Source organism: Nocardioides sp. YIM B13467 (assembly GCF_042788075.1).
Lineage (GTDB): Bacteria > Actinomycetota > Actinomycetes > Propionibacteriales > Nocardioidaceae > Nocardioides.
The window spans coordinates 1,882,985-1,900,002 of the sequence record NZ_JBHZPJ010000046.1; the positions used below are offsets into that span (position 1 = coordinate 1,882,985).

General features: G+C 69.7%; 12 protein-coding genes. 6 read left to right on the forward strand and 6 right to left on the reverse strand.

The window, feature by feature from the left end:
* Positions 1 to 5 precede the first annotated feature (5 nt).
* From ACFX43_RS16090 to ACFX43_RS16115, 6 genes are read right to left on the reverse strand one after another with little or no spacing between them, the layout of a single operon-like run.
* The gene (locus tag ACFX43_RS16090; protein ID WP_378828947.1) at positions 6 to 2,966 is read right to left on the reverse strand and encodes an alpha-mannosidase; all 2,961 of its coding nucleotides are present in this window, start codon (positions 2,964 to 2,966) and stop codon (positions 6 to 8) included.
* A complete protein-coding gene (locus ACFX43_RS16095) occupies positions 2,966 to 6,001 on the reverse strand; it encodes a GH92 family glycosyl hydrolase (protein WP_378828952.1) in 3,036 nt (1,011 codons plus the stop codon). Before ACFX43_RS16095 ends, ACFX43_RS16090 begins: the two co-directional genes overlap by 1 nt.
* Entirely contained in the window at positions 5,998 to 7,239 is a 1,242-nt protein-coding gene (locus ACFX43_RS16100; protein ID WP_378828960.1) for an AGE family epimerase/isomerase, read from the reverse strand. Before ACFX43_RS16100 ends, ACFX43_RS16095 begins: the two co-directional genes overlap by 4 nt.
* A complete protein-coding gene (locus tag ACFX43_RS16105) occupies positions 7,236 to 8,099 on the reverse strand; it encodes a carbohydrate ABC transporter permease (RefSeq protein WP_378828971.1) in 864 nt (287 codons plus the stop codon). The genes ACFX43_RS16100 and ACFX43_RS16105 overlap by 4 nt, the downstream gene beginning before the upstream one ends.
* Positions 8,099 to 8,983 carry a carbohydrate ABC transporter permease gene (locus ACFX43_RS16110; protein ID WP_378840932.1) on the reverse strand — a complete coding sequence of 295 codons (885 nt, stop codon included), beginning with the start codon at positions 8,981 to 8,983 and terminating at the stop codon, positions 8,099 to 8,101. The genes ACFX43_RS16105 and ACFX43_RS16110 overlap by 1 nt, the downstream gene beginning before the upstream one ends.
* A gap of 29 nt (positions 8,984 to 9,012) precedes the next feature.
* A complete protein-coding gene (locus ACFX43_RS16115) occupies positions 9,013 to 10,284 on the reverse strand; it encodes an ABC transporter substrate-binding protein (RefSeq protein WP_378828979.1) in 1,272 nt (423 codons plus the stop codon).
* A 138-nt stretch (positions 10,285 to 10,422) separates the two neighbouring features.
* Between ACFX43_RS16115 and ACFX43_RS16120 the strand changes: the two genes are divergently transcribed.
* From ACFX43_RS16120 to ACFX43_RS16145, 6 genes are all read left to right on the forward strand, one after another.
* On the forward strand, positions 10,423 to 11,445 hold the full coding sequence (locus ACFX43_RS16120; RefSeq protein WP_378828996.1) for a LacI family DNA-binding transcriptional regulator: 1,023 nt from the start codon (positions 10,423 to 10,425) through the stop codon (positions 11,443 to 11,445).
* A gap of 35 nt (positions 11,446 to 11,480) precedes the next feature.
* Complete coding sequence (locus ACFX43_RS16125; protein WP_378829017.1) at positions 11,481 to 12,674, forward strand: glycosyl hydrolase; 1,194 nt, start codon at positions 11,481 to 11,483, stop codon at positions 12,672 to 12,674.
* A 147-nt stretch (positions 12,675 to 12,821) separates the two neighbouring features.
* Positions 12,822 to 13,826, forward strand: coding sequence for a LacI family DNA-binding transcriptional regulator (locus tag ACFX43_RS16130; protein WP_378829031.1), 1,005 nt, complete (start codon positions 12,822 to 12,824; stop codon positions 13,824 to 13,826).
* Between the two features lie 87 nt (positions 13,827 to 13,913).
* Positions 13,914 to 15,170 (forward strand): ABC transporter substrate-binding protein, encoded by a 1,257-nt coding sequence (locus ACFX43_RS16135; RefSeq protein WP_378829047.1) that lies wholly within the window; start codon positions 13,914 to 13,916, stop codon positions 15,168 to 15,170.
* A 33-nt stretch (positions 15,171 to 15,203) separates the two neighbouring features.
* Complete coding sequence (locus ACFX43_RS16140; RefSeq protein ID WP_378829058.1) at positions 15,204 to 16,169, forward strand: carbohydrate ABC transporter permease; 966 nt, start codon at positions 15,204 to 15,206, stop codon at positions 16,167 to 16,169.
* Position 16,170: 1 nt separating this feature from the next.
* The gene (locus ACFX43_RS16145; RefSeq protein WP_378829070.1) at positions 16,171 to 17,016 is read left to right on the forward strand and encodes a carbohydrate ABC transporter permease; all 846 of its coding nucleotides are present in this window, start codon (positions 16,171 to 16,173) and stop codon (positions 17,014 to 17,016) included.
* Positions 17,017 to 17,018: the final 2 nt, after the last annotated feature.

A 17,018-nucleotide genomic window follows, 5' to 3' on the forward strand; every position in this document is an offset into this window, starting at 1 on the left:
CTCCTTTAGTTGCGGTGGAACCTCAGGGTGCGGACCTCGAAGGCACCGAGACTGAGCGCGACGACACCGCCGTCAGCGCTCACCTCCGCGATCGGGTCCTCCACGAGCGAGATCTCTTCGACCCGCCCGAACCTCTCTCCGACGCGCAGCTCCCCCTGCGTACGCGCGCCGGTGGACTCATAGACACGCACGACCAGGTCGCCGGAGCGGTCGGCGGCGAGCTTCACGCTCGAGACCACCAGACCCTCGCCGGAGACGGTCACCAGCGGCTCGACCGCCCGTGCTCCGCTGACGTGGCGCGCGGGCGTGTTGAGCGCGGCGCCCGCCTCGGTCGCGGACACCACGTCGGCACCGATGACCAGGCCGTAGCGGTGGGTCTGCACGCCCTGGTCGGTCTCCGGGTCGGGGAAGCGTGGCGCCCGCAGCAGCGAGAGCCGCACCTCCGTGGTCATCGCCGAAGGACGCGTGACGTCGAAGCCGTACGTCGAGTCGTTGACCAGCGCGACCCCGAAGCCGGGCTCCTCGGCCAGCACCCAGCGGTGCATCGAGGTCTCGAACTTCGCCGCCTCCCAGGAGGTGTTGGTGTGCGTCGGGCGGCGGTGGTAGCCGAACTGGGTCTCGGCGAGCGTCTGCTCTGCCTTGACGTCGAGCGGGAAGGCGACCTTGAGGAACTTCTCGGTCTCGTGCCACTCGGTGCTCTGCGAGATGTCGAGCACACGCGAGCCGGGAGCGAGCGAGAGCACCTGCGTGGTCGAGGAGTCGGCAGAGATGGGCCGCTCGATGACCAGCCCATCGGCCGTCACCGAGATCGAGGTGACCTCGCGCAGGTCGGTGACCCGGTTGCGGTAGAACCGGTCCACGTCCCAGGCGTCCCACATGTTCGGGAAGTCCTGGTGGAGCTGGAGCAGGTTGGCCTCGGCCCCGGCCGGGATCGCCTCGCGCCCGGTCGCCAGATCGAGCGCCGAGGTGATCAGCCCCTCGGCGGAGACGGTGACCTGGACGATGCCGTTGTCCAAGACGTACGTCCCGTCCTGCTCGACCACGGAGACTGCCGCCACGGGGTCGGCCGCCGTGACCGCACCCGAGCGCCCATCGGCACGCAGGGCGACCGTGCCCTCGCCGGCGAGCGCGGTGAGGGCACGATCGACCAGGGCCGTGGCGGCCTCGGCGACCCGGGCATATTGGGCAGCAGCCTCGCGGTGGACCCAGGCGATCGAGGTGCCGGGCAGGATGTCGTGGAACTGTTGCAGCAGGATCTGCTGCCACAGCGCGTCCAGCTCGTCGTAGGGGTAGTCCGCGAGACCGCGTACAGCGGCGGTGGCCGACCACAGCTCGGCCTCGACCAGCAGGTGCTCGCAGCGCCGATTGCCCTGCTTGGTGAGGTGCTGGGAGGTGAGGGTGGCGCGGTGGAGCTCGAGGTAGAGCTCGCCGACCCACACCGGCGGCTCGGCGAGCTCCTCACGAGCCTCGGCGAAGAAGTCGTCGGGGTGACGCCACGACACCTGGGCAGACCCCTCCAGATCACGGAGCCGGCGGGCCTTGCCGGCCATCTCGCGGGTGGTTCCGCCACCACCGTCGCCCCAGCCGACCGGGGCGATCGACCCGGTGGCGAGCCGGTTCTCGCGGAACTGGCGCGAGGCCTTGGCGACCTCCTCGCCGGAGAGCCGGGAGTTGTAGGTGTCCATCGGCGGGAAGTGGCTCAGGATGCGGGATCCGTCGATGCCCTCCCACTCGAAGGTGTGGTGGGGGAACTTGTTGACCTGGTTCCAGGAGATCTTCTGGGTGAAGAACCACTCGAAGCCGGCCCGCTTCATCAGCTGCGGCAGGGCCGGCGAGTAGCCGAAGGAGTCCGGCAGCCAGACGCCACGGCAGCGGATCCCGAACTCGGACTCGAAGAAGCGCTGGCCGTAGAGGAACTGCCGCACCAGCGACTCCCCCGACGGCATCGTGGTGTCGGACTCGACCCACATGCCGCCGAGCGGGATGAACCGCCCCTCGGCGACCGCGGCCTTGACCTTGGCGTAGACCTCGGGGCGGTGCTCCTTGAGCCAGGCGTACTGCTGGGCGCTCGACATCCCGTAGCGGAAGTCGGGGTCCTCGCCGAGCAGCTCGGTCATCGAGGAGGTGGTGCGGGCGACCTTGCGGATCGTCTCGCGCACCGGCCACAGCCAGGCCGAGTCGATGTGGGCGTGGCCGATCGCGGCGATCTGATGGGCCGAGTCGTGCGAGGTCGCCTCGAGGACCCCAGTGAGAGCCGAGCGGGCCGTTGCCGCCGTCTCCGCGATGCGCTGCAGGTCGACCCGGTCGAGGGCGTGGTCGATGGCCTGCAGGATGCGGAACTTGCGCGGCCCCTCGGGCAGCTCGACCTGCAGCTCGTGGAGCGTCTCCAGGTCGAGGCAGAGCTCGAAGACGTCCTTCTCGAAGACGGCCAGCTCGATCCGTCGCGTCGTGTAGAGCCTCTTGGGCGAGGAGGTCTGGATGTCGCCTTCCTGGGTGGGCAGGAAGGGGTGGTAGTCGAGCAGCACCGGGTTGGCCGCGGCCTCCAGGAAGAGCTCGATCTCCTCGCCGCCGGTCGCCTCCTCGGCCACCAGCACCCACTGGTTGCGCGGGTTGAGGCTCTTGACCGGCTCGCCGGCGGGTGTGTAGACCAGCCCCTCGCACTGGAAGCCGGGCATGTTGACGTCGAAGCCGAGGTCGCAGACCAGTTCCACCCGCCTGCCGGCCCACTCCGCGGGCACGGTCCCGGTGATCCGGAACCAGGTCGTCCCCCACGCGGGACCCCAGTCGGTGCCGACCTCCACCGTCTCGTACGCCAGGGCCAGCCCTTCCGCTGGAGCGATCGGCTCCCCCGGCAGCTCGTGCCACTCGACGCTCACGGGCGCCGCAGTGGTGTGGACCGCCGGCCACAGGCGCTCCTTGAGAACCCGGCTCACCCGGCCTTCGGTGAGGTGTACGTCGTCGTGCATCAGTGCTCGTCCTGTCTGTTCTCGAGGTCGTCTTCGATGAGCTCCAGCTGCGTGAGCACGCAGTCGGACAACGCGGTGAACCGTACGGCGCCCGCCACGACCGGGTCGCCGCGCCGGACCCGGAAAACTCGGGTCTGACCAGCCCAGACGTACGTCTCAGAAACCCGCTCCTCGCGGGCCGCAGTGGCGCCGCCAGCGTCGAGGTAGTCCAGCGTCCAGGCCAGGTCGCCCGGCTCGGCGGAGGTCACGGTGTAGAGGGAGAGCCGCCGCTCGCCGACGAGCGGGACCTCCACCTGCTCCCCCGCCCTCAGCGCGATCGTGGTCTCGCCGGTGTCGTCGGTCAGCGAGGCCGGAACCACGACGGTCGCGTCGGTCACCGGCAGTCCGGGCGCGATCCGCGAGGCCGACGGCGGCCGGGAGTCCTGGGCCCAGCCGCACGGCACCTCGGAGAGCTCGATGACCAGGTGTGCACCGCCGACCAGGCGGGCGTGCGGGATCGAGATCTCGTCCCAGGGCTCGCCGTCGAGCGTCACCGAGCGGATGTGACCACCACTCCCGACCGCCTCGATCACGATCTTCTTGCCTGCGGCGGGTCGCAGCACCGTCCGCCGCACCGACGGCGGCACGATCACGTAGGAGCCCGAGCCTGGCACCAGCGGATAGAGGCCGATGGTGGCGAAGACGTACCAGGCCGACATCTCGCCGTTGTCCTCGTCACCGGGATAGCCCTGGCCGAGGTCGGAGCCGACGAAGAGGCGGCCGAGGCACTCGCGGACGATCCGGTGGGCGTCGTCGTGGCGCCCGGCGAACATGTACATGAACGGGATGTGGTGGGCCGGCTGGTTGGAGAGGCCGAGCATCCCCATGCGTACGTCCCGGGCCTCGGTCATCTCGTGGATCGCGAACCCGTAGTGGCCCGACAGCGATGCGGCGCCGGTCTCGGGACGCGCGAAGAAGTCGTCCAGCTTCGCGCCGAGCGCGTCCTCGCCGCCGTGGAGTGCGGCCAGCCCGGCGCCGTCGTGGGGTGCGGTGAACGCGGTCCCCCAGGCGTTGGTCTCGGTGTAGTCGTGACCCCACTCGTCGGGGTCGAAGTGGTCCCGCCAGCCTCCGGAGGGCGTACGCCCGACGAAGAACCCGCGAGAGGTGTCGAAGACGTTGCGGTAGCCCAGCGCCCGGCGCGCGAAGTAGATCTCCTCGGCGGCCAGGTCCTCATCGGCCCGGTCCTCGTTCAGGACACGGGCCAGGCGGGAGATGCCCCAGTCGTTGATCGCGTTGTCGAGCGTCCAGGACATGCCCTCGTGGGTCTCGGTGTCCACGTATCCGCAGAAGATCGCGCGCCGCAGCCCTTTGCGCCCGACCCGTACGTCGTCGGCCGGCACGGTCGCGTTCTTCAGCGCCGAGGCGTAGGCGGCCTCCAGGTCGATCCCGGGCACGCCCCGCAGCGCCAGGTCGGCGAGGACCGTGTCGAAGGTGGTGCCGGTCATGCAGTCCTCGGCGGCCGGAGCGCTCCAGCGCGGCGTCCAGCCGCGGTCGCGGAAGTGCTCCACGAAGCCCTCCGCCAGCTCGCCGGCGCCGGCCGGGTCGAGCAGCGCGAGCAGCGGCCAGGCGGTGCGATAGGTGTCCCAGAAGCCGTGGGTGACCGTCATCGGCGCGTGCCTGACCGTGGTCAGGTCGTAGGGCGAGGTGTGCGCGTGACCAGGCCCCTCGCCGTAGCGGTTCGGGTAGAGGAAGAGCCGGTAGAGGCCGGAGCGGATCGAGACCAGCTGGTCCTCGCTCGCCCCCTCGACCTCGACGGTCGCCAGCGCCTGCTCCCACGCGGCACGGGCAGTCGCAGCCATCTCGTCGAAGCTCCCGGCGGCGTCCAGGTTGGCCGCCGCCTGCTCGTCGCTGACGGTCGAGATCCCGAGACGTACGTCGACGGTCCCCGCCCCGTTCAGCGCGATGTGGCCGCGGAGCCGGCCCCCGCCCAGGCGCAGCTGGGAGGTGCCCTCGACGCGGAGGTGGATGTGCTGGGCGGGCTTGCCCTCGCGGCCGTCGAGGAGGGCGCGGACGCTCAGGCCCTCCCTGCCGTTCTCGCAGGTCAGCGAGCGGATCTCGCCATGGTGGTCGAGCACCAGCGAGCGGGCCCCCGTGAACCGCATCCCGAGCGCGAAGTCGCCGGGGACGAGCTCGGCGGTGACGCCACCGTCGAGCGCGACCTCGTAGCGGTGCGGCCCAGCCTCCTCGTCGGCATGGTCGAACCCCAGCGCTCGCGCGCGCCGGTCGTCGTCGGGATCGACGAGCGGGCTCGGCATCACCCCAAAGACCCCGTGGTCACCCATCCACGGGCTCGGGAGGTGCGAGGTCGCGAACGCCTCGATCGCGGGCCGGTTCGGCCCACCCGCCGTCTCGCGGTTGTGCGCGTGCCAGGCGTAGGGCCAGTTGCCCGCGGCAGCGTTCGTCATCGGCAGCCCGAAGACGCCGCCGTGCGGCAGCCCGACCAGTGGCGCGTTGTTCCCGCGCGAGAACCGGTCGCTGGAGTGCGTTCCCCGGCGGATGTCGACCTGATCGAGCGGCTCCGCCGGGAGCGGGCGGACGGGGCGTACGCCGACGTCGTCGACCCACACCCGCAGCGGCACCTCAGCGGCACGGGCAACGATCCGGAGCCGCTCGATCCGGCGCCCGGCCAGCCCGGTCAGCGCCACCCGGCGCAGGTTCCACTGGTCCACCCAAGCCCGCCGCCCCTCCCCCTGTGCGGCCGGGGTCAGCGCCTGCCCGTACTGGTCGACCAGCCCGACCTCGCTGAGCCGCCGCCCGTCGTCGAGCACCCCGTCCACACAGACGCACGTCGAATCCCACCGCCGCTCATCGGTCGATGCCGACTCCGGGAAGACCACGAAGCGCAGCTCGTCCCCGTCGGCCACCTCGATCGGTGCCGCCAGCGGAAACTCAGCCTCGACATCGCTGTCCCCGGGCGCCACCTCGAGAACCCAGGCGTCCTCCGACGAGTAGCCCACCCCGGCTCGGGCGGCAACGGGATCCCGAGGACCCTTCACGCCACTCCCCCACCGCTGGTCGCAAGGGCCGCCCCGGCGAAGCTCGCGCCCGTGGGGAGCAGGGGCAGGATCACCGTCTGATAGGCGTGATAGACGTCCGGCTTGCCCGGCCAGACGGTGGCCGAGGGCTGGTTGTGGGCGTCGAGCTCGTGGTGCCATGAACCACCCTCGCGGTCGACCAGATGCTCCTCGCAGTAGGCCCACCAGCGGCGTACGTTCGCGAGCGCATCGGCGGAGCCGGTGTCGCGGAAGAGGGTCCAGGCCGCGGCGACCGCCTCTGCGGCGACCCAGTGCATCCGCTCGCGCACGACGGGCTTGTCGGCGAAGTCGGTCGTGTAGACGAAACCAGGAGCTCCGTCGACCGACCACCCGCGCGAGGTCGCCGCGGCGAGGAGCGACTGCGCGTCCTCGAGCAGCCATGAAGGAGCCTCCGCCCCGAGCAGGGTGCGCGCGTGCAGCGCCAGCCGCGCCCACTCGAGGAGGTGCCCGATGGTGACGCCGTACGGCCGGAACGGGTGCCCCGGCTCGTCGACGTTGTAGTCCAGCCGCACCGCCCAGGCCGAGTCGAAGTGCTCCGGCAGCCGCCAGTCGTGCTCGCGGGCGAAGCCGTGCACTACCCGCTCCAGGATCCGCAGCGCGCGATCGAGCCAGACCCGGCGCCCGGTGACCTCGGCGACCGCGAGGAACGCCTCGACGGCGTGCATGTTGGCGTTCACGCCGCGGTAGCCGTCCAAGGTGGCCCAGTCGGCGCTCCAGACGTCGAGGATCATGCCGTCGTCCTCGCGCCAGAACCGCTCCTCCATCACGCTCAGCGCGTCGTCGAGCAGCGCCTCCGCGCCGGGGTGGCCGGCGGCGTACGCGGTGGTGGCGGCGAGCACGACGAAGGCGTGGGCGTAACCCTCCTTCACGGTGCTCATCACCTCGCCGGTCTCCGGCGAGACCACGGAGTGCCAGCCGCCGTTGTCGCCGTCGTGGAGCAGCCCGGTCAGCGCGGCGATCCCGTGGTCGACGTACGCAGCGGCCGAGGCGTCACCGCGCAGCCGCGCGAGCCCGAAGACGTGCGTCATCCGGCAGGTGATCCAGGTCTCGACGGGCCGCTCGGGAGAGAGCCGGCCGTGTTCGTCGAGCCACCCGAAGCCGCCGCCGTCATGACGGGAGGCCCGGGCGAATGACAGCAGGCGCGAAGCCTCCTCCTCGAAGCGGGCGATCTCGGCGGTGGTCAGTTGCAGGTCGGTCATCCCTTGATGGCCCCTTCCTCGACCCCGCGGAAGAAGTAGCGCTGCAGCACCGCGAAGACGATCACGATCGGGACGAACGAGATCATCGTGCCTGCCGCGATCAGGCGGGGGTTGTTGGTGAATGTGCCCGACAGATACTGCAGGCCGACGGTCAGCGTGAGGTTCTCCGGGTCGGTCAGCACGATCAGCGGCCACAGGAAGTCGTCCCAGGCCCCGATGAACGCGAAGATCGAGATGACGCTGAGCATGCCGCGTACGCCGGGGAGGTTGACGTGGATCAGCCGCTGCCAGGCGTTGGCGCCGTCCACCTTGGCGGCCATCTCGAGCTCGTCGGGGATCGCGGTGAACGCCGCCCGCATCAGCAGGACGTTGATCATCCCGATCATGCCCGGCAGCGCGACGCCGAGCAGAGTGTCGGTGAGCCCGAGCGAGCGGACGGTGACGTACTGGGCGATGATCGTCGCCTCGCCCGGCAGGATCAGAGTGGCCAGCAGCGCACCGAGCACGAGCCGGCTCCCGCGGAAGCGCAGCTTGGCCAGCGCGTAGCCCGCCATGGTGGCGCCGATGACGTTGCCGCCCACGACCAGGATCGCGACGATGAGCGAGTTCATCGCGTAGTCGACGACCGGGACGACCTCGGCGACCTTGGTGTAGTTGGCGAACGTCGGGTCCTCCGGGATGAACCGCGGGGTCGAGGTGTAGATGTTCTCGTCGATCCCCTTCAGCGACGTCGACAGCTGCCAGAGGAACGGCAGGACCGTGATGACGAGCACCACCGCCAGCAGCACGTAGCGCAGCACGACCTCGCCCGCGGACATCCGGTGGAAGGCGTACGCCTTCTGCTTCTCTTTCCTGGCCATCAGCCGTCCTTCCGGTTGAGACGGACCAGCAGCACCATCGGCACCAGGGTGAGGACGAAGAGCAGCAGGCTCAGCGCGGAGGCGTAGCCGAGGTGGCCCGTGAAGCCGGTGGAGTACATCTGGATCAGCATCACCACCGAGCTGACCCGGCCTCCCGGTCCGCCGGTGCCGCCGGTCATCACGTAGAGCTCGGAGAAGACCCGCAGCGAGGAGACCGTGATCAAGATGGTGATCAGCAGCATCGTGCCGCGTACGCCGGGGACCGTGATGCTCCAGAACCGGCGCACCGGGCCGGCACCGTCGACGGCGGCGGCCTCGTGCAGCTCCTTGCCGACGTTCCCGAGCGCGGAGAGGTAGATGATCATGTAGTAGCCCAGGCCCTTCCAGACCGTCAGGCTGATCGCGCTGAACAGCAGCAGCCAGCGGTCGGTGAGGAACGGCAGCGGCTCCTGGACCACCTTGAGCGCCTGCAGGATCGCGTTGATGGCGCCGCGGTCGTCCAGCATCCAGTTCCAGATCAGCGCGACGACCACCGCCGAGGCGACCACCGGGGTGTAGAACGCCACCCGGAAGAAGGTCAGGCCGGGCAGCTTCTTCTCCACCAGCACCGCCAGCAGCAGCGGCAGCAGGGTGAGCAGAGGTACGCAGACCAGCATGTAGAGGACCGAGTTGGTCAGGGCGTAGACGAGCTGGTCGTCATCGAGCATCCGCTCGAAGTTGGCGAGCCCGACGAAGTCTCCTCCGCCGAGCGGCTTCTTGTTCGTGAAGGCCATGTAGACCGTGTTCAACGCCGGATAGAGGTTGAACACGCACAGCCACAGGGTCGCGGGCGCGACGAGCAACCAGGGCGTGAACCACTTGTGTTCACGCACCCGGCCGCTCATCCCGGTGGAGTCGGTCACTGGGGAGTCCGTCACTGCGCCAGCAGCTTGTTGCACTCCTCGACGGCGTTGTCGAGGGCTTCCTGCGGCGTCGCGTCACCGCTGATGGCGAGGCCGATCTGCTGGTCGATGATGGTCGACATCGCCGGCGAGACCTTCGGGTTGTTCGGGATGGCGGTGGTCAGGGTCTTCAAACCGGTGACCTTCGCCTTGGCGGCGACGGAGCCGTCGTCCTCGGTGAAGTAGGGGTCCTCCTGCGAGGCGACGGTGCTCGGGTAGACACCGGGGGCCAGCTTGGCGAACTCGCGCTGGTTGTCGGGGTTGGTCACGAACTGGGCCAGCGCGTTCGCGGCGGCGAGGTTCTTGCTGTTGGCGTTGACCGAGAGACCCTGGACGTAGAGCGGGCCGTCGCCGAAGGCCGGCGAGATCTCGGTGCCCTTCGCGAGCGCCGGGTTGGCCTCCTCGAGGCCGGAGATGTTGGAGCTGCCGGTCGTCCAGGCGGCCTTCTCCTGGTTGTAGAGCTCCGCGTTGCCCTGGAAGGTGTCGGTCAGGATGTCCTTCGGCAGCAGCCCCTCGGCATAGGCGTCGGCGTACTTCTGGACGAGCTCGACGGCCTCGGGGGTGTTGAAGGTGAGCTCGGTGCCGTCCTCGTTGAAGATCGGTACGTCGGCCTGCTGCAGGTCGTTGAGCCCGGGCTTGCGGGTCATCAGGTAGACCTTGCCGCCGGACTTCTCCTTGAGCGTCCTGGCCTGCTCGATCAGCGAGTCGAGGTCGGTGGGGAGGCTGGCGGGGTCGAGCCCGTTCTCGGCCAACATGTCCTTGTTCCAGTAGTTCACATCGGTGCCGAGGTACCACGGGTAGCCGTAGGTGCCGTCGAGGCCGTCGTACTGGTAGCCCTGCAGGCCACCTTCGACGAACGTCCCCTCCAGGTCGACGTCGGTCTTCTCGAGGTCGAGGAGCTGGTCCTGCTGGGCGAGCGGAAGAGCGAAGTCCGGCGGCAGGTTGGTCACGTCGGGAAGGTCGCCGGAGGACGCCTGGGTGAGCACCTTCTGGTCGTAGCCGTCGCCGGGCTGGTCGAGCCAGGTGACCTCGACACCCGGGTTCTCCTTCTCGAAGTCGGCGATCACGCCTTCGACGTAGTCGGTGAACTTGGGCTTCAGCGCCCAGGTCTGGATCGAGACCTTGCCCTCGATCTTGCCCTCGAGGTCACCGGCGGACGGCTCGTCGCCGGCCCCGCAACCCGTCATCGCAGTGATGCCCATGGCCAACCCAGCGGCGACCCCCACCAACCGGCGTACGCTCATTTCTGGCTCCTTGCTGAAAGCTTTTGATAAAGCGGTTAAGTTCGGGCCGTACTATTCACCGAACGAGGTGTGCCGTCAAGGCATCCGTGTGAGGGGCGCCACAATCGCCTCCGGCCTCGTCCCAGGAAGGACATGTCGATGGCACGACCCACGATCGCGGACATCGCAGAGCGCGCCGGCGTCTCCAAGGGCGCGGTCTCGTTCGCGCTCAACGGACGGCCGGGAGTCAGCGAGGAGACCCGGCGGCGCATCCTCGCCGTCGCCGACGAGATGAACTGGCGCCCCCATCGCGCGGCCAGGTCTCTCGGCAACGCGCGCGCCGGAGCGGTCGGCCTGATCCTGTCCCGCCCCGCACGTACGCTCGGCCTCGAGCCGTTCTTCGGCCAGATCGTCTCCGGCCTGCAGGCCGGCCTGGCCGAGGACGGCACCGCGCTGCAGCTGCTCGTGGTCGAGGACCCGGAGGCCGAGATGTCCGCCTACCGCAGCTGGACCGCCGAGAGGCGGGTCGACGGCTTCCTGCTCCTCGACCCGCTCATCGACGACCCCCGCTTCGCGGCGTTGGAGGCCCTCGAAGTCCCGGTGATGGTGCTCGGCGGGCCGCTCGAAGACACGTCGCTGAGCTTCACCTGGGCCGACGACAGCGAGGCCATGCACGAGGCGGTCGACTACCTCGCCGCGCTCGGCCACCGCCACGTCGTCCACGTCGCCGGCATGCCGCAGTTCCTGCACACCAAGCGCCGGATGGACGTGCTCACCGAGGCCAAGGAACGCCACGAGCTGGCCGAGGTCGTCTCGATCCCCACCGACTACAGCGACTCCGAGGGGGCGGTCATCACCCGCCGGGTGCTGTCGCGGCGGGATCGGCCGACCGCGATCGTCTACGACAGCGATGTGATGGCCGTGGCCGGCCTCGGCGTCGCCCTCGAGATGGGCGTGCGGGTGCCGCAGGACCTCTCCATCCTCTCCTTCGACGACTCGCTGCTGGCGCGGCTCACCCACCCCTCGCTGACCGCGCTGACCCGCGACACCCAGGGATGGGCCACCGAGGCCGCCCGCGGGCTGCTCCGGCTGATCGCCGACCCGACCCTCACCGTCCGCCATCAGTCGAGCACCCCGGTGCTCGTCCCGCGGGAGAGCACGGCTCCGCCCGCCGGACACTGATTGCCCGGTTTACTTAAACGGTTTATATTGCGCGGGTGCCAGCTCTCCCGACGCCCTCAGCCCCTGCCCCGTTGCGCTTCGGCGCCAACCACGTGCCCTCATCCGGCTGGTTCTACTCCTGGCTCGACTTCGACGCCGACGAGATCGCCCGCGACTTCGACGACCTCGCGGGTCTCGGCCTCGACCACGTACGCATCTTCCCGGTCTGGCCCTGGATCCAGCCCAACCGCTCGCTGATCCGGTCCGCGGCGCTCGACGACGTGCTCACCACCATCGACCTGGCCGCCGCCCGCGGGCTCGACGTCTGCGTCGACCTGATCCAGGGCCACCTGTCCAGCTTCGACTTCCTGCCCTCGTGGGTGCTCACCCACCACCAGCGATCGCTCTTCAGCCACCCCGAGGTGCGCGAGGGTCTGCGCACCTACGTCGACGTACTCGCCGGTGCGGTCGCCACCCGGGACAACGTCTTCGCGCTGACCCTCGGCAACGAGGTCAACAACCTGTGGCCGTCGAACCCGACCACCATCGCCGAGTCCCGCTCCTGGGCGCGGGAGCTCCTCGAGACCGCACGCAAGGCCGCTCCCGGCCTGCTCTGTCTCCACTCGCTCTTCGACGACGCCTTCTACGCACCCGACCACCCCTTCGGGCCCGCCGACGTCACCACGCTCGGCGACCTCAGCACCGTGCACTCCTGGGTCTTCAACGGCGTCGGCGCGATCGACGCGCCCCTGGGTCCGGCCACACTCACGCATGCCGACTACCTGGTCGAGCTTGCCGCTGCGTACGCCGCCGAGCCCGGGCGCCCGGTCTGGCTTCAGGAGATCGGCGCTCCCCTGCCGGAGATCGGCCCCGACAGCGTGCGCGAGTTCGTCACCGGCACCGTCGGCCACGTCGTCCAGAACCCGGCCCTGTACGGCATCACCTGGTGGTGCTCCCACGACCTGGACCGATCGCTGGTCGACTTCCCCGAGCGTGAGTACGACCTCGGTCTCTTCACCGTCGACCACCGGCGCAAGCCCGTCGCCGAGGCGCTGGCGGAGGCGATCGCCGAGCACAGCGGCCCTCGCCCCACACCCACGCCACGACGGCAGCTCGAGTGCCCCGTCGACCTGATCCGCGAACCCGAGCGCCGCGCCGAGGTCGCCCCCGGCAGCGACTTCCACCGCGCCTGGGTCGCCGCCCGGGTCGACGGGCCGATCGAGATCGTCGCGCCGACCCGCTCCCGCTGACCTCAGCCACCATCCCCGCGTCGAGCTCGTCGAGACCCCTCGTCCGGCGACGCTCGAGCCCTGGCGCGACCCCTTGACACGACGCGTGATGTTGATCACACTCTAGTCACTTCCAGTGTCGAACCGGTTCGAAAGTCAGGTAGCGAGTTGGCCACCATCCAAGACGTAGCGCGGCACGCGGGCGTCTCGCGGAGCACCGTCTCCTACGCCCTCTCCGGCAAGCGCACGATCTCGACCGAGACGCGGGAGCGGATCGAGCAGGCCATCCGCGAGCTCGGCTTCACGCCGAACGCCGGCGCACGCGCGCTGGCCACCTCGCAGACGATGGTGCTCGGACTGCTGCTGCAGTTCCACGAGGACGAGTTCGCGCCGGCCATGCTGCAGTACGTCCTGCCGATCTCCATGCGGGCCCGCGAGCTCGGCTACGACATCCTGATGGTGACCGACCCCGACGGCCCCTCCGCGATCCACCGGATCGCGGACTCCGGCATGGTCGACGGCATCGTCCTCCTCGACGTCACCGCCGAGGACCCGCGCCTCGAGGCGCTGAGGGCGGTCCGCAAGCCCGGGGTCCTGCTCGGTCTCGCCCGCGACACCGCCGGCCTGGACTTCGTCGACCTCGACTTCGGCGAGGCGGCCAGGATGCTCGTCGACCATCTGCACGAACGCGATCACCGCGAGCTGATCCTGATCGCGCCGCCGCACCACGTGGTCGAGCGCGGCGGGACCTATGCCTGGCGGTTCCGCGACGCGGCCGTCGAGCGCGCGGCGCGACACGGCATCCAGATCCACTGCTACCACGGCGAGTCGCGCCAGCCCGCGATCGGCGAGTCCGTCAACCGCATCCTCGACGCGCACCCGACCGCGACCGGCCTGATCGTGCACAACGACGCGACGGTCGCCGCGTTGCCCTCGATCCTGAGCGAACGCGGGGTGCGAGTCCCGGAGGACCTCAGCGTGGTGAGCCTCTACTCGCGTGACTTCGGCGAGGAGTTCTCGCTCCCCTATACAGCCGTGGACTCGGCCGCGGACGAGCTCGGGCGCCAGGCGGTCTCCCGGCTGATCGGCCGGGTCACCGACCCGGTCGCGGCCGGACCGCCGATCGTCCGGTTCGTCACCCCGGTGCTCCGCGACCGCGGCAGCACCAGCTGACCCACCGCCGGGATCGTACGGAGCGCCTCGTCGCGCCCGCTGTCGAACCGGTTCAACAACCCACGCAATGATGCGAGAGGACACGAGATGAACAGCACCCCCACCCCAGGCCGCCCCCACGGTCGTACGGTCGCCCTCCTCAGCGCGGCCGCGCTCACCATGTCTCTGGCGGCGTGCGGCTCCTCGGAAGAGTCGGGCAAGGTCACCGAGATCGGGTTCTGGGACCCCTACCCGCAGTACGACGACAGCTCGGACTGGGCCCAGTACGTCAAGTCGTGCGCACCGGAGGGCACCACCATCAAGCGCACCGCCGCCCCGAACACCGACCTGATCAACAACCTGACGACGGCCGTCCGCGAGGACAACGCACCCAACGTGGTGTTCCTCGACAACCCGGCGATGCCCGAGGCCTCTGCCTCCGGCCTGCTGGCCCCCATCGACGAGGTCGGCCTCGAGGCGACCGACGCCGATGCCAACCTCGCCGGCCCCGGCACCGTCGACGGCGAGACGTACGGGGTCCCCGTCGGCGCCAACACCCTCGGCCTCTACTACAACGAGAAGGTCCTCGCCGACGCCGGCGTCGACCCGGCGAGCATCACCGACTGGGCGAGCCTGAACGCCGCGCTGGCGAAGGTGACCGGAGCCGGCCACAAGGGCATCACGTTCGCGGGCGTCCCCGGCGAGGAGGGCACCTTCCAGTTCCTGCCCTGGTTCTGGGGATCCGGCGCCGACCTGTCCGACATCGGCTCGGCCGACGCCGTCGAGGCGGGCCAGCTCGTCTCGGACTGGATCGGTAAGGGGTACACCCCCAAGTCAGCCGTCACCGACAACCAGTCCGCGTCCTGGGACCTGTTCCTCACCGGCGAGTACGCGTTCGCCGAGAACGGCTCGTGGTTCGCCCAGGCGGCGACCGAGCAGAAGTTCCCCATCAAGATGATGCCCATCCCGAGCCAGGACGGCGGCGCGGCGCCGGTGCCGACCGGCGGCGAGTTCGGCGTGGTGCCGCTGCACAAGGAGAACAGCGACGCCCACTACGCCGCCGCCAAGGAAGTGCTCGACTGCCTGCTCGGCTCGACGACGCAGGTCGAGACGGACGACATGCTCGGCTACTTCACCGCCGCCGAATCCACTCGCGAGCAGCAGATCGCCGCCACGGAGCACTACCAGCCGTGGGCGGATGCCATCTCCAGCGCCCAGGGCCGGACGACCGACCTCGGCACCGGCTACCTCGCGACCTCGGCCGCGCTGTCGAAGGCCGAGCAGGCCGCGCTCAACGCCGCCGGTGACGCCGACCAGGTCAAGGAAGCGTTCGAGACCGCGGCTCAGGAAGCCAAGGGCAACTGAGCCGCGACCGGACCCTGGAGAACGGATGAAACAGTGACCAGGAATCCCACAGTCTCGACGCTGGAGCGCCGGACGGCACCGGAGACGGTGCCGGCCTCGGCGCCCCCTCCCCGGCGCCGACACCACCGGCGCCGTTGGGCCGGGGTGGCGTTCGTCGCGCCGCTGGTGACGTACCTCGTGGTCTTCTACGCCTATCCGCTGGCCGAGAACGTGTCGATGAGCCTGCACCGCTTCACCCGGGCGACGTACGTCACCGGCGAGGCGCCCTTCGCCGGGACCGACATCTACCGTGAGGTGCTCACCGCGCCACAGTTCTGGCCGATCGTGCAGCAGACCGCGATCTTCGTGGTCGGCTCGCTGGTCTTCCAGTACGTCATCGGGCTGGCGCTCGCGACGTACTTCCACCGCCACTTCCCGCTGTCGGTGCTCCTGCGTGGGCTCTTCCTGGTCCCGTGGCTGCTCCCGATCATCGTCTCGGCGACGACGTGGCAGTGGATGATGGACGCGGACTCGGGCATCGTCAACCGGTTCCTCGGAGCTTTCGGCATCGACTCCATCTGGTGGCTGAGCGCCGACAACTCGCTGTGGGCCGTGATGATCGCGAACATCTGGCTCGGGATCCCGTTCAACCTGGTCATCCTCTACTCCGGGCTGCAGAACATCTCGGCCGAGCTCTACGAGGCGGCCGCTCTCGACGGCGCCGGCCCGTGGCGCCGGTTCTGGTCGATCACGTTCCCGCTGCTGCGGCCCGTCAGCGCGATCACCTTGCTGCTCGGCTTCGTCTACACCCTCAAGGTCGTCGACATCATCTGGATCATGACCGCCGGCGCCGGTTCGTCCCAGACGCTGGCGACCTGGGCGTACGGGATGGCCTTCGGGAAGGGCACCTCGGCAGTCATCGAGTACTCCCAGGCGTCCGTCGTCGGCACGATCCTGCTGCTCGTCGCCCTGGTCATGGGCCTCGTCTATCTCGCCGTGCAGCGCAAGGAGGAGGCCTGACATGCGCACCTCGACACCGGCCACGCCGTCCACACGGACCGCCTCGGCCTGGGTGAAGACCGGCATCGGCCTCGTCCTCACCGCACTGATGCTGTTCCCGCTCTACTGGATGGTCAACGTCTCGCTGACCCAGCGCGACGCCATCCGCAGCGGCGGTCTGTTCCCGAAGGCGTTCACCCTCGACCACTACCAGGTGGTGCTCCAGGACCAGCTGCCCTATCTCGGCACGAGCCTGATCATCGGTATCGGGACGGTCGCGCTCACGCTGCTGGTCTCGGCCCCGGCCGGCTACGCGATGTCGTCGCTGTTCGTCCCGGGCCGACGAGTGCTCAACTTCTGCCTCATCGTGGCGCAGATGGTCCCGGGCGTCGTGATGGCGCTGGGCTTCTACACCGTCTACACCGACCTCGGGATCCTCGACACCGTCCCAGGCCTGATCGTCGCCGACTCCACGATCGCGATCCCGTTCGGAGTCATGCTGTTCTCCGCGTTCATGGCGGGCATCCCGCGGGACCTCCTCCACGCCGCGGCCATCGACGGCGCGAGCCACTGGAAGACCTTCACCCAGGTCGTCCTGCCGATCTCGCGCAACTCGGCGGTGACCGTCTCGCTGTTCGCCTTCCTGTGGGCGTGGTCGGACTTCATCTTCGCCTCCACCCTCAACCGCGAGGGCGGTTCGCTGCGCCCGATCACGATGGGGCTCTACGACTACATCGGCTCCCAGAACCAGGAGTGGGGCCCGCTGATGGCGACCGCCGTCGTCGCCTCGATCCCCACCGCCATCCTGCTCGTCGTCGCCCAGCGGTACGTCGCCGCCGGGGTGACGGCGGGCGCCGTCAAGGACTGAAG

Bases quoted from the DNA above. Each gene is read 5' to 3' on its own strand.
- ACFX43_RS16090 (WP_378828947.1), bottom strand. From the start codon at position 2,966: ATGCACGACGACGTACACCTCACCGAAGGCCGGGTGAGCCGGGTTCTC.
- ACFX43_RS16100 (WP_378828960.1), bottom strand. From the start codon at position 7,239: ATGACCGACCTGCAACTGACCACCGCCGAGATCGCCCGCTTCGAGGAG.
- ACFX43_RS16105 (WP_378828971.1), bottom strand. From the start codon at position 8,099: ATGGCCAGGAAAGAGAAGCAGAAGGCGTACGCCTTCCACCGGATGTCC.
- ACFX43_RS16110 (WP_378840932.1), bottom strand. From the start codon at position 8,983: ATGAGCGGCCGGGTGCGTGAACACAAGTGGTTCACGCCCTGGTTGCTC.
- ACFX43_RS16115 (WP_378828979.1), bottom strand. From the start codon at position 10,284: ATGAGCGTACGCCGGTTGGTGGGGGTCGCCGCTGGGTTGGCCATGGGC.
- ACFX43_RS16120 (WP_378828996.1), top strand. From the start codon at position 10,423: ATGGCACGACCCACGATCGCGGACATCGCAGAGCGCGCCGGCGTCTCC.
- ACFX43_RS16135 (WP_378829047.1), top strand. From the start codon at position 13,914: ATGAACAGCACCCCCACCCCAGGCCGCCCCCACGGTCGTACGGTCGCC.
- ACFX43_RS16145 (WP_378829070.1), top strand. From the start codon at position 16,171: ATGCGCACCTCGACACCGGCCACGCCGTCCACACGGACCGCCTCGGCC.